We start from the raw sequence: 21,179 nt of genomic DNA on the forward strand, positions 1-21,179 counted from the left end.
CTTACTATTATATAGGAAAACGAGTAAATATGCTGTTTTTTTGAACGTTCGCTTGAGAATTTTCGAGACACTTTTTGAGAGCGCCTTTTTCCGTTATACTGAAAACAACTAGTTTATAGAAAGTGGGGATTGCTCATGAAAAATCGTGCATTACTTTTAATTGACTTTCAAAAAGGCATCGAAAGTCCGTCGCAGCAATTGTACCGTCTACCAGCAGTGTTGGAAAAGGTCAATCAGCGTATTGCTGTCTACCGCCAACACCATGCGCCCATTATTTTTGTTCAACATGAAGAAACCGAATTAGCTTTTGACTCAGACTCTTGGCAACTTTTTGAAAAGCTGGATGCACAGCCCACAGATTTTTTCATCCGCAAAACACATGCGAATGCCTTTTACCAAACAAATTTAAATGATTTATTGACGGAACAAGCCGTTCAAACGTTAGAAATTGCTGGTGTCCAAACCGAGTTTTGTGTGGACACTACAATTCGGATGGCTCATGGTTTAGGCTATACGTGTTTGATGACACCGAAAACCACTTCCACCTTGGATAATGGACATTTAACCGCGGCACAAATTATCCAACATCATGAAGCTATTTGGGCTGGCCGCTTTTTGACTTTTTTGCCTTCAATAAATTGAGGGCTTTTCCAAAAAATTGTTTGTTCACTATGTTTTCTTGTCGTATTTCATGTTAGTATAAGGAAAAAGTGTTCAGTTGATTAGTTGAAGATTTAGAGTGTGGGACATAAGTCGATTAGGCTTGTCTCTCATGTTCTGTCTTTTTTTATGTCATCATTCACTAAACTAATAAATAATTGGAGGTATTTTATGAACAAATTTTTTACAGCCCAACGTTTAAAAGACACCGCCTATGTAACAGTCGGTGCATTCATTTTGGCCATTTCAATCAATGCGGTCTTATTGCCAAATAAACTTGTCGCAGGCGGAGCCAATGGCATTAGTATTGTTATTAATTATGTTTTCGGGATTAGTCCCGCCATTGTTCTTTACGCCATCAATATTCCTCTTTTAGTGCTTTGTTTCTTACTTCTTGGGAAAGAGGTCGGTGTCAAAACCATTTATGGCAGTCTTATTTATCCATTTTTTGTAGGAATTACTTCAGGGATGCCTGTTTTAACACATAATATTTTTCTAGCAGCATTATTTGGCGGTATTATTACAGGTGCTGGCCTAGGCTTGGTTTTCCGTGGCAATGCTTCAACTGGTGGGACAGCAATCATTTCACAAATTGTCAATAAATACTTCAAAGTTTCCTTAGGTATTGCTATTTTATTCGTCGATGGTTTAGTCATTTTATCAGCAATGTATGCTTTTAATGCAGATATTGTGCTATTCTCTTTAATTTGTTTATTTACAATTGGTCGTGTCGTTGACATGATTCAAGTTGGTCTGGTTCGCTCGAAGAATGTGATGATTATTTCACCAAAATATGTCGCTATTCAAGAACGCTTATTACGTGAACTAGATAAAGGTGTGACCTTGGTGCCAATCGAAGGCGGTTATCGAAGCGCGAAAGGCATGCTCTTAATGACTGTCATTCGTGAAAAAGATTTTCCCCGCTTAAAAGAAGCCATTCTTGAGATTGATGAAGAAGCTTTTTTGATTTCAATGAGTGCGAGTGAAGTCTACGGAAAAGGATTTAGCTTGAAAAAAGTAGCTGATTCTTATGGTGTTGAAGCAACTAATGCCAATAATTTACAATAGTTTTTTGTAGGAAAAGAGCCACAAAATCTGTAGAGATTTTGCGGCTCTTTTTACATCTTCATCCAGACAGGTTCTAAGCTATTGCCATCCAAATCTTGCACTTCTAAGCCATACATTTGCTCTTCTGGTATTCCCATATCAACTCTGTAGCAGTTGCCTCCGTTAGCTTTGGCGGTTTCGCCAAACTGTTTTACGGCTTCGGCACTCTCTAAACTAAAGGAAATTAATGCCCCACTGGTTGTTTGCGCATCAATAATTTGCTTTTCTTGGATAAATTTTCCATAAAAGTCATGGTTCAACAACATAATCCAAAATTGATCATCCCACATCATCGAACTAGCTTCCTCTGTTGAAAATTCCTCGTTCTTTTTGAATCCAAGTTTTTCATAAAATGCTGTAGAACGTTGGACATCCGCTACTGGGAAGTTAACAAAAACCATTGTGCCCATGTGATTCATCCCTTTCTTTTAATCATCTACGACAGCTAACTGTGCGTTGCGACAAAATCAACAAGCTTGTTTGATTTATACTAGCATATTCATAAAAGAAATGTTACTAAAACGTTTTCTTAAGGTAATTCTCGATAAGCCAAGCGCTGAATGATTTCACTATGTTGTGGATAATCGTTTAACAATTCCGCTTGAGTAAATAACTCGAAGTCTTCAAACTCAAAGCCTGGTGTAACTACACAACTGACTAACGCAAATCCTGTCGCTACTGTAGAGCCAAAGATTGTGCCGGCAGGAACTGAGAACGAAAGCTGTTGTCCTTGAACTAAGTCTTTCCCTAACTGAACAGCTTGATACGTTCCATCAGGAAAAATACAGTGAACGGTTAATGGCTGACCATCGTGAAAAAACCATAATTCATCCGCTTTTAAACGATGAAAATGTGACGGACTTTCTGTGTTTAATAGAAACAAAATCGCTGTATGCAATGCCCGTTCGCCTCGTTTGGTCGGAATCAATTGTTCACTTTTATTGGTTTGTTTAAAATAACCGCCCTCAGGATGCGCTTCTAATCCTAACTTCTCAATCCACATTTGTTCTGTCATCTTCTCCCTCACTCCTTCATTTTTTCAGAAACGATTTAGGAAGAACTTAGAACATCCGTCCCAATCCTAAAATAAACGGCGGGACAGGAGTAGCTTCTTCATTCTTGAAGCTAAATACTCCTGTCCCACGTTCTTCCCAAACCTGTTATTTTCTACAACTAAACATCTTTTAATAAGCCTTTAAATAAGCCCATTGCGAAATCGTTGGCATTAAATGGTTCTAAATCGTTAATGCCTTCACCTAGACCAACTAATTTCACTGGCAAGTGTAATTCATTCCGAATAGCAATGACAATACCACCTTTGGCTGTTCCGTCTAGTTTGGTTAAAACTAAGCCAGTGACATCGGTTGTTTCTTTGAACTGTTTGGCTTGTGTCATCGCATTTTGCCCAGTAGTTGCGTCCACGACTAAGAGAACTTCGTGAGGCGCATCTGGAATTTCTCGTTGAATGACTCGTTTAATTTTTTCTAATTCCTTCATTAAGTTGACTTTATTTTGTAAACGACCTGCTGTATCCACTAGCAAAACATCGGCCTGTTCTGCTTTGGCACGTTCCACTGCATCGAAAACGACCGCTGCTGGGTCGCCGCCAGCATTCCCACGCACAACTTCAACGCCAGCCCGTTCGCCCCAAACAACTAATTGATCGATGGCGCCCGCTCGGAACGTATCGGCAGCGGCCATTAAAACTTTCTTTCCTTCCACCTTGTATTGATGCGCTAATTTACCAATGCTGGTTGTTTTACCAACTCCATTAACACCAACAAATAAAATCACGGTTAAGCCATTTGGCTGTAAGTTAATCGCATTATTTTCATTAATTCCTGCTTCTTCATACAAATCAACCATTTTTTCAATGATGGTATTTTGAACTTGAGCTGGTTTTTTCACATTTCGCAGTTTCACTTCTTGTCGCAAGGCTTCTGTAATTTTTAAGGATGTATCAAAGCCTACATCTGCACCAATTAACGTTTCTTCTAATTCTTCAAAGAAATCTTCATCGACGCTTCGGAAATTAGCAAACAATTCGTTCAACCGTTGACCAAATGTTTTACGCGTTTTTTCCAAGCCTTTTTCATATTTTTCTTGGACTTGCTCTTCTTTTGACTCTTCAATTCCTTCTGAAACCTGCGTGTCTGTTGGTTCTGCCAACGGAGTTACGACACTACTTTCTTCCTCAGGCTCTTCCACAACAACTTCTTGTGTTTCCTCTGTCAAGATTTCTTCTGGCTCTTCTTCTAATGCTTCTTCTACGCCAGCTAATTTTTCCATTTCAGCGTTATCTGTTAAATCGGCTGTTTCTGTGACTTCTTCCGCTGTCGTTTCTGGCGTTGTTTGCGCCTCTTCTGTTGCGGTTTCTTTTGATTCAGCAGGCGCTGATTCATCACTAGGTGTTTCGTCTGCTGTTTCTTCAATTATCTCTTGTTTTTCTTCTTCCTTTTTTTCAGCGGAAAAAGCTTTTTTAATTTTATCAAAAAATCCCATTCTTATTGGCCTCCTTCCAACGGCGTTAAAATATATTTTTCGACCGCTTTGGCAACGCCATCTTGGTCATTCGTGTCTGTAACGACATCTGCGGCTTCTTTAACTAATGGAATCGCATTTGCCATGGCGACACCTAAGCCAGCGTATTCGATCATCGGTAAATCATTTTCTTCGTCCCCTAGGGTCATGATTTCTTCTGCACGGATTCCTAAATCTTTGGCTAACAAGGAAATACCATAGGCTTTCGTAATCCCTTTTGGCATAAATTCTAATAAGTTATTTCTCGTTTTAATAATTTCAAAGCGCTCATAAAAAGAGGCCGGAATTTCCTTGATGCGTTCATTTAAATACGCTTCATCAATCGCAACAACAACTTTGTTATAAATTCGATTCGGGGTTAACTCTTCTAATTTGTAGGACTCAAAGGTTAATAATTTGTTTAGAGAACTATAAATTGAAGGATAATTAGGTGCAGAAGGCAATTGCATCACGACCTCATCAGATAAGACATCAAACGGCATGTTGAGTGTGGTTGCTAATTGGTACAGCTCATGAATCGCTTCCAAGGGCATCAATGTTTTTTCAATAATGGCCCCTGTATCATTTTTTTGAACCAATCCGCCGTTAAAAGTAATGCTATAATCGCCTTCCTCTTGTAAACCTAATTCTTCTAAGTAAGGACCAATGGCTGCCAAAGGTCGACCTGTGCAGATAACAACTTTCACGCCTGCTTGTTTCGCAGCCATCAGTGCTTGTTTATTCCGTAAAGAAATCTCTTTTTGGCTATTTAATAATGTTCCATCTAAATCAATAGCAACTAATTTTATCAAACGTTCGCTCCTCCTTGCTTCTGGCTAATTGCTTTTTTCAATTGCGCCACCTTCTTTGACCTCTTCCAAGCGAACTGAAACGATTTTTGAAACCCCAGATTCTTGCATAGTCACGCCATATAAAACATCTGCGGCTTCCATTGTCCCTTTACGATGCGTCACCACAATAAACTGTGTGCCATCTTCAAATTCGCTTAAATAATGGCCAAAACGAGCAACGTTGGCTTCATCTAAAGCTGCTTCTACTTCATCTAAAATACAGAACGGAACTGGTCGAACACGAATAATTGAAAAGAGTAACGCAATCGCCGTTAATGCCCGTTCGCCTCCAGACAACAAGCTTAAATGTTGTAATTTTTTCCCTGGTGGTTGCGCCTCAATCTCAATCCCTGTATTCAAGAGATCCTCTGGATTGGTTAGCACCAGTTCTGCCCGTCCGCCTCCAAACATATTAGGAAATACCACTTTGAACTGGCCACGAATTGCTTCAAAGACTTCTTTAAACCGTTCTTTCACTTCTTGGTCCATTTCATCCATGGTTTCAAATAATTGTTCTTTCGCATTTAATAAATCATCTCGTTGACTGACTAAAAATTGATGGCGTTCATCGACTTGTTCAAATTGCTCGATGGCACTTAAGTTAACAGGTCCTAACCGCTCAATTTCTTGTTTTAGGCGTTTCACTGTTTGTTGCGCTTGCGCCAAATCATCGATTGGGAAATACGCTTCATAGGCAGCTTCAAAGGTTAAGCTGTATTCTTCCTGTAAGTAACTTAATGAGCTATCTAATTGCATTTCTGCACGATTTTTTAGGACTTCGATTTGTGTTTTATCTGCTAAATACTGTTGTTGGCGTTTGTTTTCTTCCGCTAATTTTGTATCTAACTCGTCTACTTCTTCTTGCAACGCTTGTCGTTGACTACGTGCCGTTTGTAAAGAGGTTTGCAACGCTGTTTGTTTCTCCGCTAATTGCGCGACTTGTGCCGCTAAGCCTTCTTCGGTTAACTGATGATCGCTAGAATGGCTACTTAGTTGTTGTAGCTGTTGACGGATGGCCGTTTCTCGAATCAACAATTCGTCCAATTGTTCTTGTTTGTCTTGCTTTTGACGAGCAAAATGGGCACATTGTTCCGCCGCTACTGCTTGTTCTGCTTGAACTGTCGTCAAGCGTTCTTGCGCTTGGGCTTTAAAGGTTTCCATTTGGCTAGCTTCTTGTTCCACTTGTTTCATTTCAGCATCTAAACGTTCTTTCGTTGCCGTTAAGTTTGCTTGTTGCTCTGTCAATGTGGCTTTTTTCGTTTGATATTCGGTTAAGAATTGATGCAATTCCCGTGATTCATATTCAAACAGACGTTTTTCTTTTGTTAAACGAGTAATCGTTTCTGTTTGATTGGCTAATTTATTGTCAATTTCTTGTTGTTTTAAGCGATTTTGTTCACCAGCAGAGCGCAACATTTCTGCACGTTCCGTGGCTGTTTTCACTTCTTGCGAGAGCGCTTGGACTTCTTGTTCTACACTTCTTAGTTGTGTTTCTAATTGAGTCATTTGTTCAGTAATTGTTTGAAGTTCTTGCGCTTGTGAAAATAGGCTTCCTTGGTTGCCACGTTTATTGGCTCCCCCAGTCATCGAACCGCCAGGATTCATCACATCGCCTTCCAATGAGACAACGCGATATTGGTAATTGACTAATTTTGCTAACTGGTTGGCACTCGTTAAATCTGCCGCTAAAATCGTGACGCCTAAGAGATTTTGAATAACGGTTTGTACTTGTTCTGGATAACGAACTAATTCACTGGCAATCCCCACGAAGCCCGGTGCACCAGCCAAACGATTCTGAACCATCGCCGATACAGAGCGCGGCTTAATGGTGGTCAATGGTAAAAAGGTTGCTCGGCCACTGTGTTGTTGTTTTAAGAAGGTGATGCCTGCTCGACCATCTTTCTCATTTTCCACAACAATATGTTGCGCCGCACCACCTAAGGCCGTTTCAATCGCCAACGTATATTCTTTAGGCACTTCAATTAACTCAGCCACTGCGCCAACAATCCCAGTTAGTTGGTTTTTGTGACGCAATACAGCTTTCACGCCTTGATAGAAGCCAGCGTAATTTTCTTGAATTTCTTGCAAACTTTTTTGGCGTGCCTTCGCTTGTTGCACTTGATTCATCGCTTGGTACATATCATTTTGACGCTGTGCTAATCGTTCACGTTTGGCTTCAAGCATTGCTTTCAACGCAGTGTATTCTTCCAGCTGTTCTTGTAAGCCTTGTTTTGCGACTTTTTGCTCTTTTTCTAGCGTTTCTTTCATTGCAAGAGCTTCAACCATCTGTTCTTCTAGCGCTTCGTGTTTTGCTAGCGATTGTTGATTTTTAGCTGTTTCTTGTTGATATTGTCGTTCTAAATATTTTAAGTCATTGGCTGTATTGGCTTGTTCTTGCATGACTTCCACATACTGACTGCGCAATTCTTCCATTAATTCTTTAGAAGACTTACTATATTTTTCCACATCTTTCGTTGCCAAAGCCAATGCTTCTTTTAACGTCTGACGTTGTGCCGTTTTTTCTGCGATTGCTGTTTCCAGCGTCTGCAATTCTTCTCGATAACGAACAATTTTTTCGGCCGTTTCTGCCAACGTCTCTTCGTATTCGCTTGCCGTTTGGGAGGTGTGTTTGGAACGTTCAATTAAAACATTTTTTTGTCCTTCTGCTTGTTTCAACGCTTCTGTCACTTGTAATAATTGTTGTTGTTCCGTTTCAATTTGTTCATCTAAACGATTGCGCTTGCTGCGTAAACGTACCAATTTGCCTTCTAGGTCATGGACTTGCTTACTTGCGCCAGCTAACTTTTCTTCAATGGCTGTTAATTCTTGCGTTTTCGTTTCCCAAATAACTTTTGCTTCTTGAATTTCGGTCACAGTTAAATTGACATCAATTTCGGTAAGTTCTTCTTTCAAAGCTAAATACTTTTTAGCCGCATCTGCTTGGGCGGCTAGAGGAACTAATTGGTCTTCCAACTCGTAAATGATATCTTGGACACGGCTTAAGTTGTCCTCGGTTTCGAAAAGCTTTTGTTCAGCTTTTTTCTTTCGTTGTTTGTATTTTAAAACGCCCGCTGCTTCTTCAAAAATCCCTCGACGGTCTTCAGGTTTACTATTAAAAATCGCTTCAACTTTCCCTTGTGAAATAATTGAAAAAGATTCTTTGCCTAACCCTGAATCCATAAATAAATCTTGAATGTCTTTTAAACGGCACGCTTGTTTATTAATAAAAAAGTCACTTTCGCCCGTTCGTTTTAAACGACGGGTGACACTAATCTCACTATAATCCAATGCTAAATAATGGTCGCTGTTGTCTAACGTCACGGTAACTTCCGCAATATTTAGCGGCTTACGACCTTCCGAACCGGCAAAGATAATGTCGTTCATTTTGCCACCGCGAAGGTTTTTCGCAGATTGTTCACCTAATACCCAGCGAACGGCTTCCGTGATATTACTTTTCCCACTTCCATTCGGACCAACCACTGCTGTCACATCATCTTCAAATTCAATAATGGTTTTATCTGCAAATGATTTAAATCCTGTAATTTCAATTCGTTTTAAATACACGAATATTGCTCCTTCCAGCCTTACTGAGGAATACTTTTCAGTGCCCGCTCAGCGGCATCCTGTTCAGCTAACTTCTTCGATTTTCCTTGGCCTAACCCAATGAGTTCACCATTCATGTAAACTTCAGTGAAAAAGGTGCGGTCATGAGCAGGGCCTTCTTCTTTAATTAAGCGATATTCAATTGAAACATCGCCTTTGCGTTGTAAAACTTCTTGTAATTGTGTTTTGTGATCCATCTCATGTGAAAAAGCACCGGCATCAATTTTCGGAAAAATAACGTCTTCAATAAATTTCTTGGCTGCGCCAACTTTTTGGTCTAAGTAGAGGGCACCTAAAAAGGCTTCAAATAAGTCACATAATAATGATGCACGTGTTCGTCCGCCCGATGCTTCTTCTCCTTTACCTAATAAAATGTAGTTGTCGAAGTGACATTCTTTCGCAAATTTGGCTAAACTATCTTCCCGAACGATGGCTGCGCGCATCTTCGTTAATTTTCCTTCTGGAAGTTCTGGGAATTTTAAATACAAATATTGTGAAACAATTAATTCTAAAACTGCATCTCCTAAAAATTCAAGACGTTCATTATCGGATAATTTTAAATAGCGATGCTCATTCACATAGGATGAATGAGTAAAAGCTTGCTCTAATAGATTGACATCATGGAAAACAATGCCGTAACGTTCTTTTAACTCTGTTGTTAACTGATTGTCCATTCTCCACATTCCTTTACATTTATTTACACCTTGTTTCATTATACTTTTTTTTTCACTTTTTTTAAATGGTTCTATTCAGAAAAAGCCTGTTATTCACTGTGTTCTCATTATTTTTTAGAAAAAAATAAATAAATAGAGCTATGATTGAGATAAAAGCGTTTGTTTACGTAAGAGATAGAAAGAGCGTGGGACAAAAATCACTTTGGATTTTTGCGCCACGCTCAAAAACTGATAAACGGCGGGAACAGAAGCAACTCCTCCTTATTTCTCGGAGTTAAACACTTCTGTCCCGACCTCGTTCTATCTCTATTAAATCAGCGGAACGTTGTTTAACGTTTTTCCGCAGTGACACCCACCGTTGCCCATGGATTATCTTTCGTATCAACTGCCCAAGTAAAGTCAACTACACGGTCGTTGACAGGCAAGACTTCATTTCTGTAAAGCGTTGGGATTACAAACGCTTCATCAATGGCATACTCTTGCCAATCGTAGAAGGCTTTTTTACGTTTTTCTTCATCAAATGATGCTTTTGAATCAATCGCATCAAGTAATTTAGTATTTTCTTCTGACTCAAAACGTGTATAGTTAAAGGCTGAGTTTGGACCATATAAGCCGGTTGGTGAAGGATCTGAACCTGTGCCCCACGCGCCTTGATAGATATCTACTTCTGGGTCATCATTTTTCAATTTATCATAGAATGCTTGGAAATCAATTAAGCGTCCTGTTGTATACGTTACGTTTAAGCCAATTTCTTTCCATTGTTGGACATAGTAATCAGCAAGTGGTTGTGCAGTTTCGCCGCCTGACATTGAAGCAAACTTGATTTCTAGTGGTTTACCTTCTTTGTCTTCACGAATGCCATCGCCGTCTACGTCTTTATAACCAGCATCGTCTAATAATTTTTTCGCTTTGTCTAAATCAAGCGTATAGCCTTTCGCTTCGCTATCATGCAAGCTCTTGAAGACTGGTGGGATTAACGTTGTTGCCCCTGTTCGTAAGCCGTTGTAGAATTTTTGGCCGACTGCATCATTGTCAATTGCATAGCCCATGGCTTGACGTAAGCTTTTATCTGCCATTTTCGCTTTTGGATTGTATTTCACTGTATTTGTTTCTTTGTCAAACGTACCCATTTTAAAGCCAATATACGTGTAGGCTTGTTCGGGACGTCCTAAGATTTGATACCCTTCAGTATCTTTGTATGTTGGATACGTATCTGTTGGCATTGATAATGCAATATCGTATTGTTTCGCTTTCATCGCTTCTACAATGCTCGCAGAAGGAACAGATTTGAACACTAATTTATCTAATTTAGGTTTGCCACCGTAGTAATGCTCATTTGGTAGGTATTCAACAGATTCACCTGTCACAATATTACTCATGTAGTATGGTCCAATAGTCACAGGATTTTTACGAACTGCATCGCTTGATTCCATGTCTTTAACAGCAATTCCTTCAAAGGCATGTTTTGGTAAAACTGAACCCCAAACACCGCCACCTAATTGTTGCATTCCTGGGTGAACTTCTTTATAAGTGATTTTAACTTCTTTATCATTGACTTTTTCTATGCCAGAAATGGTTGGTGATTTACCAGCATGGTAGTCTTCCATGCCAACAATATTCGTAAAGTTATCATCATAACGAATCCCTGTATAGTCTTTATGACCAATGACTTCATAAGAGAAAATCACGTCATCTGCCGTCACATCTTTACCGTCAGACCATTTCAAATTGTCACGTAATTTAATGGTTGCTGTATTGGCATCTTCATCTAATTTCAGATCCGCAGGACCCCCATCGACAATCTTAAAGTCTGCATCATTGTTAAATAATGGCTGTACCGTTGGAAGCATGTATTGTGCATCATAGTTGTCTTGATAAAATTCTTGCTGGAAAAGTCCTTGGAATTGTGTATCCATAACTACAGCGACATCTAATGTCCCGCCATCAATTGCTTTTTTATCATTTTTAACAGCGATTGGCATTTTTGAAATGTCTTCTGTTTCCGTTGCTTTATTGCCCCCGCCTTTATTGCCGCCACCACATGCAGCTAACCCGAATACTAACACAGAAGCTAACGTGATTGCACCTAAAATCCGTTTCTTGTTCATCTCTTTTCCTCCCTCATTTTTTGGCTAATTAGCCTAATCGTTGTCGTGCATCTGCTGAGCGCTTAAATGCTTGTCCAACATAGTTTATACTTAACATCAAGACTAAAATTAGAATTGATGCAGGTAACCAAACCCATTGTTTATTGACTAATACATCCCCACTGCTGGCGTAGCCAATTAAGGTTCCTAAACTTGGGACACTTTGTGGTAACCCGAAGCCTAAGAAAGTTAACGTTGTTTCGATCCCGATATTCGCCGCGAAATTAATCGTTAAGTTCGTAATAATTAATGAACTTAAATTCGGCATAATTTCTCGAAACATAATTTTAAAATCGCTTGTTCCCATTGTCTTAGAGGCACTAACGTAATCTCGGCGCCCTTCAGATAACGTTTTACTGCGGAACAACCGCGCTTTTCCAACCCAATAAAACGCACACATAATCCAAATAAAGGACCAGATACTATATTTAGGAATCACGGAAACGAACACAATAATAATTAACATAATTGGCAAAATCATAATAAAATCCACGATACGCATCAAAATATTATCAATCATACCTCCATAATAACCGGAAATAATCCCTAAACCGACCCCGATAATAGACGTAATAATCGTAATGGCAAAACCGATTAAAATCGAGTTCCTAGCCCCGATAATCAATTGTCCTAAAACATCACGACCCCCTTCATCGGCACCTAAAATGAACTTGGTGCCATTCATTGTAACGGTACCTGGTTCCGCATATTTATCTAAAATACTTACATGCATAACGGCACTTTGGTCTAACACTAACGAACCGATAAAAACGGCTAATAAGATAATGACCAAAAGGATTAAAGAAAACATCGCCATTTTTTCTTTGACGAATTCTCGCGCAATCATCCGAAAGCCCATTGGTGGAATACTTTCTTGTAAGACTTCTTCTCTTTTTTCTTCTGTCAATTCCATTTTTATCACCCTTTCTTCGTGTTTTTCTACTGAATTCGAATTCTTGGATCAACAATACTCATTACAATATCAGAAATTAAGGTTCCGATAAGGGTTGCCAATCCCAAAATCAACACGAGAGCGGTAATAACGGAATAGTCACGTTGAATGATACTATCAATAAATAATTTTCCAATTCCTGGGAAAGCAAAAATCTTTTCAATAACGACTGATCCGGCAATCAAAGCAGTAATTTCATAACCTAATTGAGAGGCAATTGGTAATGCTGCATTTCTAAAAATGTGTCGATTAAAAATTTTATTCGTTGGCACTCCTTTTGAACGAGCAGTACGAACAAAGTCCATGTTTTTAACATCAATCACTTCACTGCGCAAATATTGAATAGTGACCGCTGTCCCTAGCAACGCTTGAGTGACCCCTGGTAAAATTAAATGCTTCAGTTTATCTAAATAATACGGCCACGTTCCCTCAGCCAAACCAACAGTCACGGTTCCACTCGTTGGGAACCAGTCTAAGCGATACCCAAAAATAAAGAGCATAATCAAGGCAAAGATGAATAATGGCACGGCAAAACTGAAGAAGTTGTAGATAACCACCATTTTGTCAAACCATGAATTTTGGTAACGGCCAGCAATTAAACCGAAAGGAATGGCGATTAAATACGTGATTATAACTGACACAGCGGCCAATGCAATCGTATTCCCCACCCGACCAGCAATGAGCGTGGACACAGGTAACTTAAAGATAAAACTATGCCCAAAATCTCCATGTAAGGCATTGCCAATCCAACGGAAATATTGTTCGTACCAAGGATCATTTAACCCGGCAGCTTCGCGCATGGCTTCAATCACTTTCGGGTCTTGGTTCGGATTAATCAATCCTGTAAACGGATCACCTGGCATCATTTTAGCCAACAGGAAAATCAAGACACTTAAAATAATCACTTGCGGAATCATCAATAACAAACGGCGTAAAATTGTTTTCCACATTATTCAGCACCTCCATTTTTTAACGCTACTTGGTGGGTTGGACTAATCGCATGTAAGTTATAAACCCGCCCATTTTCATCATAATAGTCTTTATGATTTTCCCGATACTCTTGCTCAACTCTTCTTCGTTCTTCTTTGTGAGCTTCTCGGTTCGCTACGTCAATTTTAGGAATTGCTGAAAGTAAGCGTTTGGTATAAATGTGTTGTGGATTAGTGTAAATATCTTGGCGTGTACCGATTTCTACAAAACGGCCTTTGTACATAATGGCAATGTTGTCACACATATGTTTAACTACGCCCAAATCATGGGAAATAAATAAGTAACTTAACCCATATTCCTGTTGAATGTTTTTCATAAAATTCAATACCTGTGCTTGCACAGATAAGTCCAGTGCTGAAACAGGTTCATCTGCAATAATTAATTTGGGGCTGGTAGCCACCGCTCGGGCGACGCCTAAACGTTGGCGTTGTCCACCAGAAAATTCATGAGGATATTTGTACAACGCATCTTCTGGCATCCCCACAATGTCCAACAAACTTTTGACTTTTTTCTTTTCTTCTTGGTCACTTAACCGTTCAAAATTTCGAATTGGTTCGGCGATAATATCTAGTACTCGTTTTTTAGGGTTTAAACTTGACATCGAATCTTGGAAAATCATTTGGACATCTTTGTTGTATCCAATCGCTTTTCGACTTCGCGGCTTGGTTACATCTTGTCCTTGATAAATAATTTCACCATTTGTAATTTTTTCTAAACCAATAATTGCTTTTCCTGTCGTTGATTTTCCAGAACCCGACTCACCAACTAACCCATACGTTTTACCTTGTTCAATCATGAAATCCACACCATCAACCGCCAAAACATGATCAGTGATTCGATTGAAGAAGCCGCTGCGAATTGAATAATGAACTTTTAAATCTTTAATTTGAATAATTTCTGTCATTACGCTTCCCCTTCCCCGTCTCTAAAATGAAAATGTTTATAACATGTACAACGAACATAATGATTCGGTGCAACTTCATGTAATGTTGGATTTTCTTCATGTTCCGATGCATCAATCCAAGGAATTCGTGGGGCAAACCGACAACCTTTTCTAGGTAATTTGGTTAACGAAGGAACAATCCCTTCAATCACATGAAGTTCTTCTTCATCTGAATTCTCTTGGGGAATGGACTGAAGTAATGAACGTGTATATGGATGTTTTGGATGACTAAACAATTCTTCAGCAGTGGCTACTTCTACAAACTGACCCGCATACATAACCGCTACACGATCAGCCATTTCCGCAACTACACCTAAGTCATGGGTAATTAAAATAATGCCACTCCCTGTTTCTTCTTGTAAATCTTTTAACAAATCGAGAATTTGTGCCTGAATGGTAACGTCTAAGGCCGTTGTTGGTTCATCTGCAATTAAAATCGGTGGTTTACACGCGATTGCAATGGCGATAATTACCCGTTGACGCATGCCGCCAGACAATTCATGAGGATACTGTTTCCCGACACGCTCTGGGTTGGGAATCCCCACTTGATCTAACAGTTCAATGGCCCGTGCTTGTTTTTGTTGTGCGGTCATTTTGGTATGATACGTGAGACTTTCTTTAATTTGGTCTTCAATTCGCATGAGCGGATTCAGTGCAGACAACGGATCTTGGAAAATCATCCCAATATCGTTTCCTCTGACTTTGTTGTACAATGTTTCATTAAACGTAGTTAAGTTTAAATTGTTGTATAAAATTTCCCCAGTAATTTTGGTATGATTGGGATCATGTAAGCCCATAATCGTTGTTGCTAAGGTACTTTTTCCACAACCAGATTCTCCGACGATTGCCAGAATCTCATTTTTCTTCAATTCAAATGAAACATCATCGACGGCATTATAATAATCATCTTTGATTCTAAATGCTGTTTCTAATCCTGAAACCTCTAGTAATTGTTCATTTCCTTGCATCCATACGCACCCCTTACGTCCTTTCAAAAACATTATATAAATTAACTAATATTTAATGATAGCACTTTCTAATTTTTATCAATGTTAATTTACAGCTCATTGTTTTTTCATAATTTTATAGAATTATTCCATAAAAAGCAAGATAAAATAACTTTTTTCGCAGTTATTTTTTTACATGTATGATTTTTTTACAAAAATATGTGTAAAAATAGCCTTATTGCTTAATAAAATAACCATTATGTACGCAAAAAAGTCGATCAACACGAATGTCAATCGACTTTGTCTTATTATTTTTTATGAATTACTCACAATATAATCTACAGCGGCACCAACTGTTTCAATTTTTTCTGCATCTTCATCTGAAATCTCTGTTCCAAATTCATCTTCAAGTTCTAAAACAAACTCCATTACGCTAATTGAGTCAGCGTTCAAATCATCTTTAATGTTTAATTGATCTGTTACTTGATCCGCTTCAATATCAAAGTGGTTTGAGATAATCTTCGCTACTTTTTGAAGTACTTCTTCACGAGTCAACTGTATTCACCTCCACTGCTTTTGAAAAAAGGTTCTTTCTTTTACTAAAACGCTAAGATACATTGTACTCACAATTTGGGTATTTGTCCATCTTTTTTTCATTTGAGTAACAAACTGATGTCAAGACAATTGCAAATTACTCTGCTTTGCCTTCATAATATTCCACTAATTGTGGGACAACTTGGGTTTCTAACATTGTATGAATTTGACGAATGGTGTAGCGGACGGCATCAGGACCCGTGGCCCCATGCGTTTTAATGACTGGCGCTTTTAAGCCAAATAAAACCGCTCCCCCATGTTTTGAGTAGTCCATTTCGTCTTTCATGCCACGCAACGCATTCTTTAATAATAAGGCGCCCATTTTTCCTTTGACACCTTCAGAAAGAATCGCTGTTTTCAGCAAGCTCATCATGTTCATAGCTGTGCCTTCGATGGATTTTAAAACGGCGTTTCCTGTGAAGCCATCTGTCACCACCACGTCAGCTACGCCATTTAATAATTCTCGTGCTTCAACGTTTCCGACAAAATTAATCGTTTCATCTGCTGCTAACAATTCGAAGGCTTTTTTCGTTAATTCACTGCCCTTTGTTTCCTCAGTTCCATTATTTAATAGACCGACACGAGGATTCTGAACGTTCCGAACTTTTTCAGCATAGAATGAACCTAAAACGGCATACTGAACCAAATGTTCTGGTTTATTGTCTGCATTGGCTCCTAAATCTAACATGTCAAACCCTTTGTCTGGTTCTCCCATGACAGGTAAAGTTGACATCAAACCGGGACGTTCCACATTTTTGATGCGGCCGACAATGAACAGACCCGCTGCTAATAGCGCTCCGGTGTTGCCTGCAGAAAAAATCGCATCGGCTTCCCCATTTTTAACTGCTTGCGCTGCTAAAACCATGGAAGCAGTTTTCTTACGACGGATTGCTTTAACTGGCTCATCGTCACTAGCAATTTTTTCATCGGTATGAATAATCGTAATGTTTTTTTCATCGGTGATGTATTTTTTTATTTCGGCTTCTTTTCCATATAATTGAAATTCAATGTCTGGGAAGTCTTGTTTGGCTAGCATAACCCCTTCAACAATTGCTTGTGGGGCGTTATCTCCACCCATTGCATCTACAGCAATTTTCATGAGTGATTCCCTCCTACTTTTTTGTTTCCTAACAAGTATAACATATTTTTTTCAAAGAAATACGCATTGGCTTTTACTTTCTGGCTTCAAAAATTACCTCTTCTAATCGAAAAATTGGGCTGCCTCATCTTGGGGTTTCACTCGATTGGCTAAGCCTTGATAAGCAGGATATTGCCACCATTCTTTCACTTGCCATAGGGCACTTGCTTCTTGGCGCGCAACTTCTAAAATGTTAAAGTCCGTCACGATATCTCCTACCGCAAATTGAGGCACCCCTGATTGCCGTGCACCGAACACTTCCCCAGGTCCGCGAAGTTCCAAATCACGCTCACTCAAGACAAAACCATTGGTGGTTTCTGTCATGATTTTCATACGCTCAACGCCCATTTCATTTTTCGGATTGGCCACTAAAATACAATAAGAAGCACTGGAGCCACGCCCAACACGGCCCCGTAACTGATGTAACTGTGCTAACCCAAACCGGTCCGCATCCATAATTAACATCACCGTGGCATTTGGTACATTCACGCCAACTTCAATAACGGTGGTAGAAACCAGTAATTGCAGCTGATTGTCTTTGAACTCCTGCATAATGTCATCTTTTTCTTGGTTTTTCATTTTACCATGTAGTAATCCCACTTGATATCTTGGGGAATAAAAGCTTTGCATATGTTCAAAAATTTCTGTTGCGTTTTTCACATCTAAGGCTTCTGATTCTTCAATCAAGGGACAAATAATATAGGCCTGATGTCCTCGAGCCAGCTCTTTTTCCATCCATTCTAAAACAGTATCTAACTGCGGCGGCCGAATCCAACGTGTTTCGATTGGAATCCGTCCAGCTGGCATTTCATCAATGATTGATACATCCATTTCGCCATAGGCTGTAATGGCCAGCGTTCGAGGAATCGGAGTGGCCGTCATGAATAAAACATCTGGTTTTAAGCCTTTTTCTCTTAATATTTTTCTCTGATTCACACCAAAACGATGTTGCTCATCGGTGATTACCAAACCTAATTGATGGAAACTGACATCTTGTTGTATCAAAGCATGGGTCCCTACCACAATGTCAATCTCGCCATTGGCCAGTTCTTCGAGAATTAGACGACGTTCTTTCGTTTTGGTGGAACCTGTTAATAAGGCCGTTCGCACTTCTAATGGATCAAACAACTGCTGTAAGCTTTCCATGTGTTGCTGCGCTAAAATTTCAGTCGGAACCATTAACGCCCCTTGAAAGCCAGCGGTCATGGTGGCGTATAGCGCAATCGCAGCCACTACCGTTTTCCCACTCCCCACGTCACCTTGAAGCAATCGTTGCATATGCTTCGGACTTCGCAAGTCTCGACAAATTTCATTGGTCACTTTTTTTTGGGCGCCTGTCAATTCAAAAGGCAGTCCTTGGGTGAACGTTTTTAAGCGATCCACGTCATATTGAATAGCTAAACCATTTTTTTCCGCTTTTTCTTGTTTCTTCAGTCCTTGCATTTTAAGTTGGAAAAGGAAAAACTCTTCAAAGACTACTCGCCGTTTGGCTTGATGGCTTTCTTCTGGATTACTGGGAAAATGCATCGCCCACATTGCTTCTTTTCTAGGCATCAAGCGGTACTTTTCTAATAAATCATTCGGTAAAATCTCTTCAACCAGTGAACCATACTCTTCAAAAGCAGTGCGGATTAACTGAACCAACGTGCTTTGGCGGACTTTTTTATTCACATGATAAATGGGGGCGAAATCTTCATTGTCTCCTTTAGAAGCTAAGATTTTCATGCCATTTAATGATTTTCTCTTGGCGTCCCATTTGCCATAAACAGCAATTTCTTCGGAAAGAACTACTTTGTCTTTTAAAAAAGGTTGATTGAAGAAGGAAACATTAATGACCGCATGTTCTTGCATCATTCGAAACGTTAACCGGCTCTTCTTATAACCGTACCGACTAACGACTGCTTCCGAAACCACTAGCCCTTTTAGCGTAACTTTTTCCTGATCCTGAATCTCGCTTAAATCCTTTTCTTGGATATCATCGTAGCGGAAGGGATAATACGTCAATAAGTCTTCAATTGTAGCAATCCCCAGTTCTTGTAAATTTTCAGCACGTTTTGGGCCAACACCGGGCAATACGCTGACTAAATCTGTGATGTCCATAAAATCCCCTCCTCATTAATATACGCAAAAAAATGGATCATTCATTAAATCGAGGTCGGGACAGAAGTGTTTAACTCCGAGAAATAAGAAGGAATTTCCGAAAATTGTTTTATAATTTTTGGAGAATTTCGGCTTATTTCCGAAGGAGTTGCTTCTGTTCCCGCCGTTTATCAATTTTTAAGCCTGGAACAAAAATCCAAAGTGATTTTTGTTCCAGGCTTTATTCGTTTTTATTTTTTCATCACGAAAACCTATTCTGCTGAGAATAAGTATGGATACACAGGTTGTCCACCTTCATGAAGTTCTGTTTCTAGTTCATCGTTTTCAGAAACTAAAATAGCGATTAGCTTTTCAGCTTCTTCAACTGAACCATCTTCGCCGACAATAATTGTCACGATTTCAGTGTCTTCATCAATCATGCGGTTCAACGTGTCTAATGATGCATTAAAACGATCTGCTTCAGAAACGACGATTTTACCATCAATCATTCCTAAGAAGTCATCTTTTTTAATTTCAACGTCATCAATGGTTGTGTCACGAACAGCTGTGGTTACTTGACCACTCACAACGCTGTCTAACATTTCCGTCATACTTGCTTTGTTTTCTTCTAATGATTGTTGATCATTGAAAGCTAACATTGCTGTCATTCCTTGAGAAATGGTTTTAGATGGAACAACCGCTACTGGTACATCGGCAACTTCTGCTGCTTGATCAGCCGCCATAAAGATGTTTTTGTTGTTTGGTAAAATAATGACTTGCTCTGCATTCACTTCTTTGACTGCTTTTAAAATATCTTCCGTACTTGGGTTCATTGTTTGGCCACCACTAATAATGTAGCTTGCACCTAAACTTCGGAATAATTCTTGAACGCCTTCACCGGCTGCAATAGCAATCACAGCAAACGGTACGCGAACTTTTTCAGTCAACGCTTCTTGCTGAGCATCGCGTTCAACTAACGTTTCATGTTGTAAACGCATATTGTCTACTTTTATTTTTACTAACGAACCAAATTTTTGGCCGTAGTTCATTACTTCACCTGGATGCTCAGTGTGCACGTGAACTTTGATAATTTCGTCATCGTTAACGACTAATAGAGAATCGCCTAGTTCATTTAAGTAGTTTCTGAATGTTTCATAATCAAAAGCGCTGTCCACGGTTGGGCCTTCGCCGATACGAACCATAATTTCTGTACAATAGCCAAATTTAATGTCTTCTGTCGCAACGTGACCACTAACACCACGATGATGTTCAGCATTAACCATTTCGTCCATTTCGGCAGGACTTGGTTCATACGTTTCAGTTGGTAAAAATTCACCACTAAGCGCTTCTAAAAATCCTTCATAGATAAATAGTAGTCCTTGACCCCCACTATCTACAACGCCGACTTCTTTTAGGACAGGTAATAAATCAGGTGTTTTCGCTAAGGCACGTTTAGCGCCTGCTACAACAGCTGTCATAACTTCGATACAGTCATCTGTTTCTTTCGCTTTACGTTCACCAGAACGCGCCGCTTCACGAGAAACAGTTAAGATTGTTCCTTCAACGGGTTTCATCACTGCTTTATACGCTGTTTCTACACCATGTGTAAATGCAGCGGCCAAGTCTTTGGCATTTAATGTTGTAACCTCAGGAATTTGTTTTGAGAAGCCACGGAATAATTGAGATAAAATAACCCCAGAGTTTCCACGAGCACCCATTAATAACCCTTTGGATAACGCACCTGCTAATTCTCCTACTTTTTCAGAGCGAGAATCGGCCACAGCCTTTGCACCACTGGTCATTGATAAGTTCATATTTGTTCCTGTATCACCATCGGGTACAGGGAAAACGTTTAATGAGTTGACATATTCTGCATTTGTGTGCAGACGAGTCGCACCTGCCTGGACCATTTCCTGGAACTGACCTGCGCTGATTTCTGTTACATTCACCTAAAAAATCCTCCTTCAGATTTAC

General features: G+C 39.5%; 17 protein-coding genes. 2 read left to right on the forward strand and 15 right to left on the reverse strand.

Annotated features, from left to right (window positions below):
• Nucleotides 1–135: 135 nt before the first annotated feature.
• Entirely contained in the window at nucleotides 136–642 is a 507-nt protein-coding gene (locus IGI63_RS08310; protein WP_429975645.1) for a cysteine hydrolase family protein, read from the forward strand.
• Between the two features lie 189 nt (nucleotides 643–831).
• Entirely contained in the window at nucleotides 832–1,728 is an 897-nt protein-coding gene (locus IGI63_RS08315; RefSeq protein WP_002365354.1) for a YitT family protein, read from the forward strand.
• A 50-nt stretch (nucleotides 1,729–1,778) separates the two neighbouring features.
• Here the strand turns inward: IGI63_RS08315 and IGI63_RS08320 are convergent, their stop codons facing one another.
• From IGI63_RS08320 to IGI63_RS08390, 15 genes are all read right to left on the reverse strand, one after another.
• A complete protein-coding gene (locus IGI63_RS08320; protein WP_002354951.1) occupies nucleotides 1,779–2,177 on the reverse strand; it encodes a VOC family protein in 399 nt (132 codons plus the stop codon).
• Between the two features lie 119 nt (nucleotides 2,178–2,296).
• Nucleotides 2,297–2,782: a cupin domain-containing protein gene (locus IGI63_RS08325; RefSeq protein WP_033595386.1), complete on the reverse strand. Its 486-nt coding sequence runs from the start codon at nucleotides 2,780–2,782 to the stop codon at nucleotides 2,297–2,299.
• 158 nt (nucleotides 2,783–2,940) lie between these two features.
• Nucleotides 2,941–4,269, reverse strand: a complete 1,329-nt coding sequence (gene ftsY, locus IGI63_RS08330; RefSeq protein ID WP_429975646.1) for a signal recognition particle-docking protein FtsY — start codon at nucleotides 4,267–4,269, stop codon at nucleotides 2,941–2,943.
• A 2-nt stretch (nucleotides 4,270–4,271) separates the two neighbouring features.
• Entirely contained in the window at nucleotides 4,272–5,099 is an 828-nt protein-coding gene (locus tag IGI63_RS08335; protein ID WP_002354948.1) for a Cof-type HAD-IIB family hydrolase, read from the reverse strand.
• Between the two features lie 24 nt (nucleotides 5,100–5,123).
• The gene (gene smc, locus IGI63_RS08340) at nucleotides 5,124–8,702 is read right to left on the reverse strand and encodes a chromosome segregation protein SMC (RefSeq protein ID WP_429975647.1); all 3,579 of its coding nucleotides are present in this window, start codon (nucleotides 8,700–8,702) and stop codon (nucleotides 5,124–5,126) included.
• 20 nt (nucleotides 8,703–8,722) lie between these two features.
• Nucleotides 8,723–9,415, reverse strand: a complete 693-nt coding sequence (gene rnc / locus IGI63_RS08345; RefSeq protein ID WP_002354946.1) for a ribonuclease III — start codon at nucleotides 9,413–9,415, stop codon at nucleotides 8,723–8,725.
• 329 nt (nucleotides 9,416–9,744) lie between these two features.
• Nucleotides 9,745–11,523, reverse strand: coding sequence for an oligopeptide ABC transporter substrate-binding protein Opp2A (gene opp2A, locus IGI63_RS08350; RefSeq protein WP_002365357.1), 1,779 nt, complete (start codon nucleotides 11,521–11,523; stop codon nucleotides 9,745–9,747).
• Between the two features lie 28 nt (nucleotides 11,524–11,551).
• On the reverse strand, nucleotides 11,552–12,475 hold the full coding sequence (opp2C, locus tag IGI63_RS08355; protein ID WP_002365358.1) for an oligopeptide ABC transporter permease Opp2C: 924 nt from the start codon (nucleotides 12,473–12,475) through the stop codon (nucleotides 11,552–11,554).
• A 26-nt stretch (nucleotides 12,476–12,501) separates the two neighbouring features.
• Nucleotides 12,502–13,464, reverse strand: coding sequence for an oligopeptide ABC transporter permease Opp2B (gene opp2B / locus IGI63_RS08360; protein ID WP_002354943.1), 963 nt, complete (start codon nucleotides 13,462–13,464; stop codon nucleotides 12,502–12,504).
• Nucleotides 13,464–14,408 carry an oligopeptide ABC transporter ATP-binding protein Opp2F gene (opp2F, locus tag IGI63_RS08365; protein WP_429975648.1) on the reverse strand — a complete coding sequence of 315 codons (945 nt, stop codon included), beginning with the start codon at nucleotides 14,406–14,408 and terminating at the stop codon, nucleotides 13,464–13,466. The genes opp2B and opp2F overlap by 1 nt, the downstream gene beginning before the upstream one ends.
• Nucleotides 14,408–15,448 carry an oligopeptide ABC transporter ATP-binding protein Opp2D gene (gene opp2D, locus IGI63_RS08370; protein WP_002367425.1) on the reverse strand — a complete coding sequence of 347 codons (1,041 nt, stop codon included), beginning with the start codon at nucleotides 15,446–15,448 and terminating at the stop codon, nucleotides 14,408–14,410. The genes opp2F and opp2D overlap by 1 nt, the downstream gene beginning before the upstream one ends.
• Before the next feature lie 261 nt (nucleotides 15,449–15,709).
• Nucleotides 15,710–15,949: an acyl carrier protein gene (gene acpP, locus IGI63_RS08375; RefSeq protein ID WP_002354939.1), complete on the reverse strand. Its 240-nt coding sequence runs from the start codon at nucleotides 15,947–15,949 to the stop codon at nucleotides 15,710–15,712.
• Nucleotides 15,950–16,085: 136 nt separating this feature from the next.
• A complete protein-coding gene (gene plsX / locus IGI63_RS08380; protein ID WP_002354938.1) occupies nucleotides 16,086–17,087 on the reverse strand; it encodes a phosphate acyltransferase PlsX in 1,002 nt (333 codons plus the stop codon).
• Between the two features lie 102 nt (nucleotides 17,088–17,189).
• Complete coding sequence (gene recG / locus IGI63_RS08385; protein WP_002359051.1) at nucleotides 17,190–19,226, reverse strand: ATP-dependent DNA helicase RecG; 2,037 nt, start codon at nucleotides 19,224–19,226, stop codon at nucleotides 17,190–17,192.
• 251 nt (nucleotides 19,227–19,477) lie between these two features.
• Complete coding sequence (locus IGI63_RS08390; RefSeq protein ID WP_002354936.1) at nucleotides 19,478–21,154, reverse strand: DAK2 domain-containing protein; 1,677 nt, start codon at nucleotides 21,152–21,154, stop codon at nucleotides 19,478–19,480.
• Between the last annotated feature and the right edge of the window lie 25 nt (nucleotides 21,155–21,179).

The organism is Enterococcus sp. DIV0086 (assembly GCF_050498705.1).
Taxonomy (GTDB): Bacteria; Bacillota; Bacilli; order Lactobacillales; family Enterococcaceae; genus Enterococcus; species Enterococcus faecalis.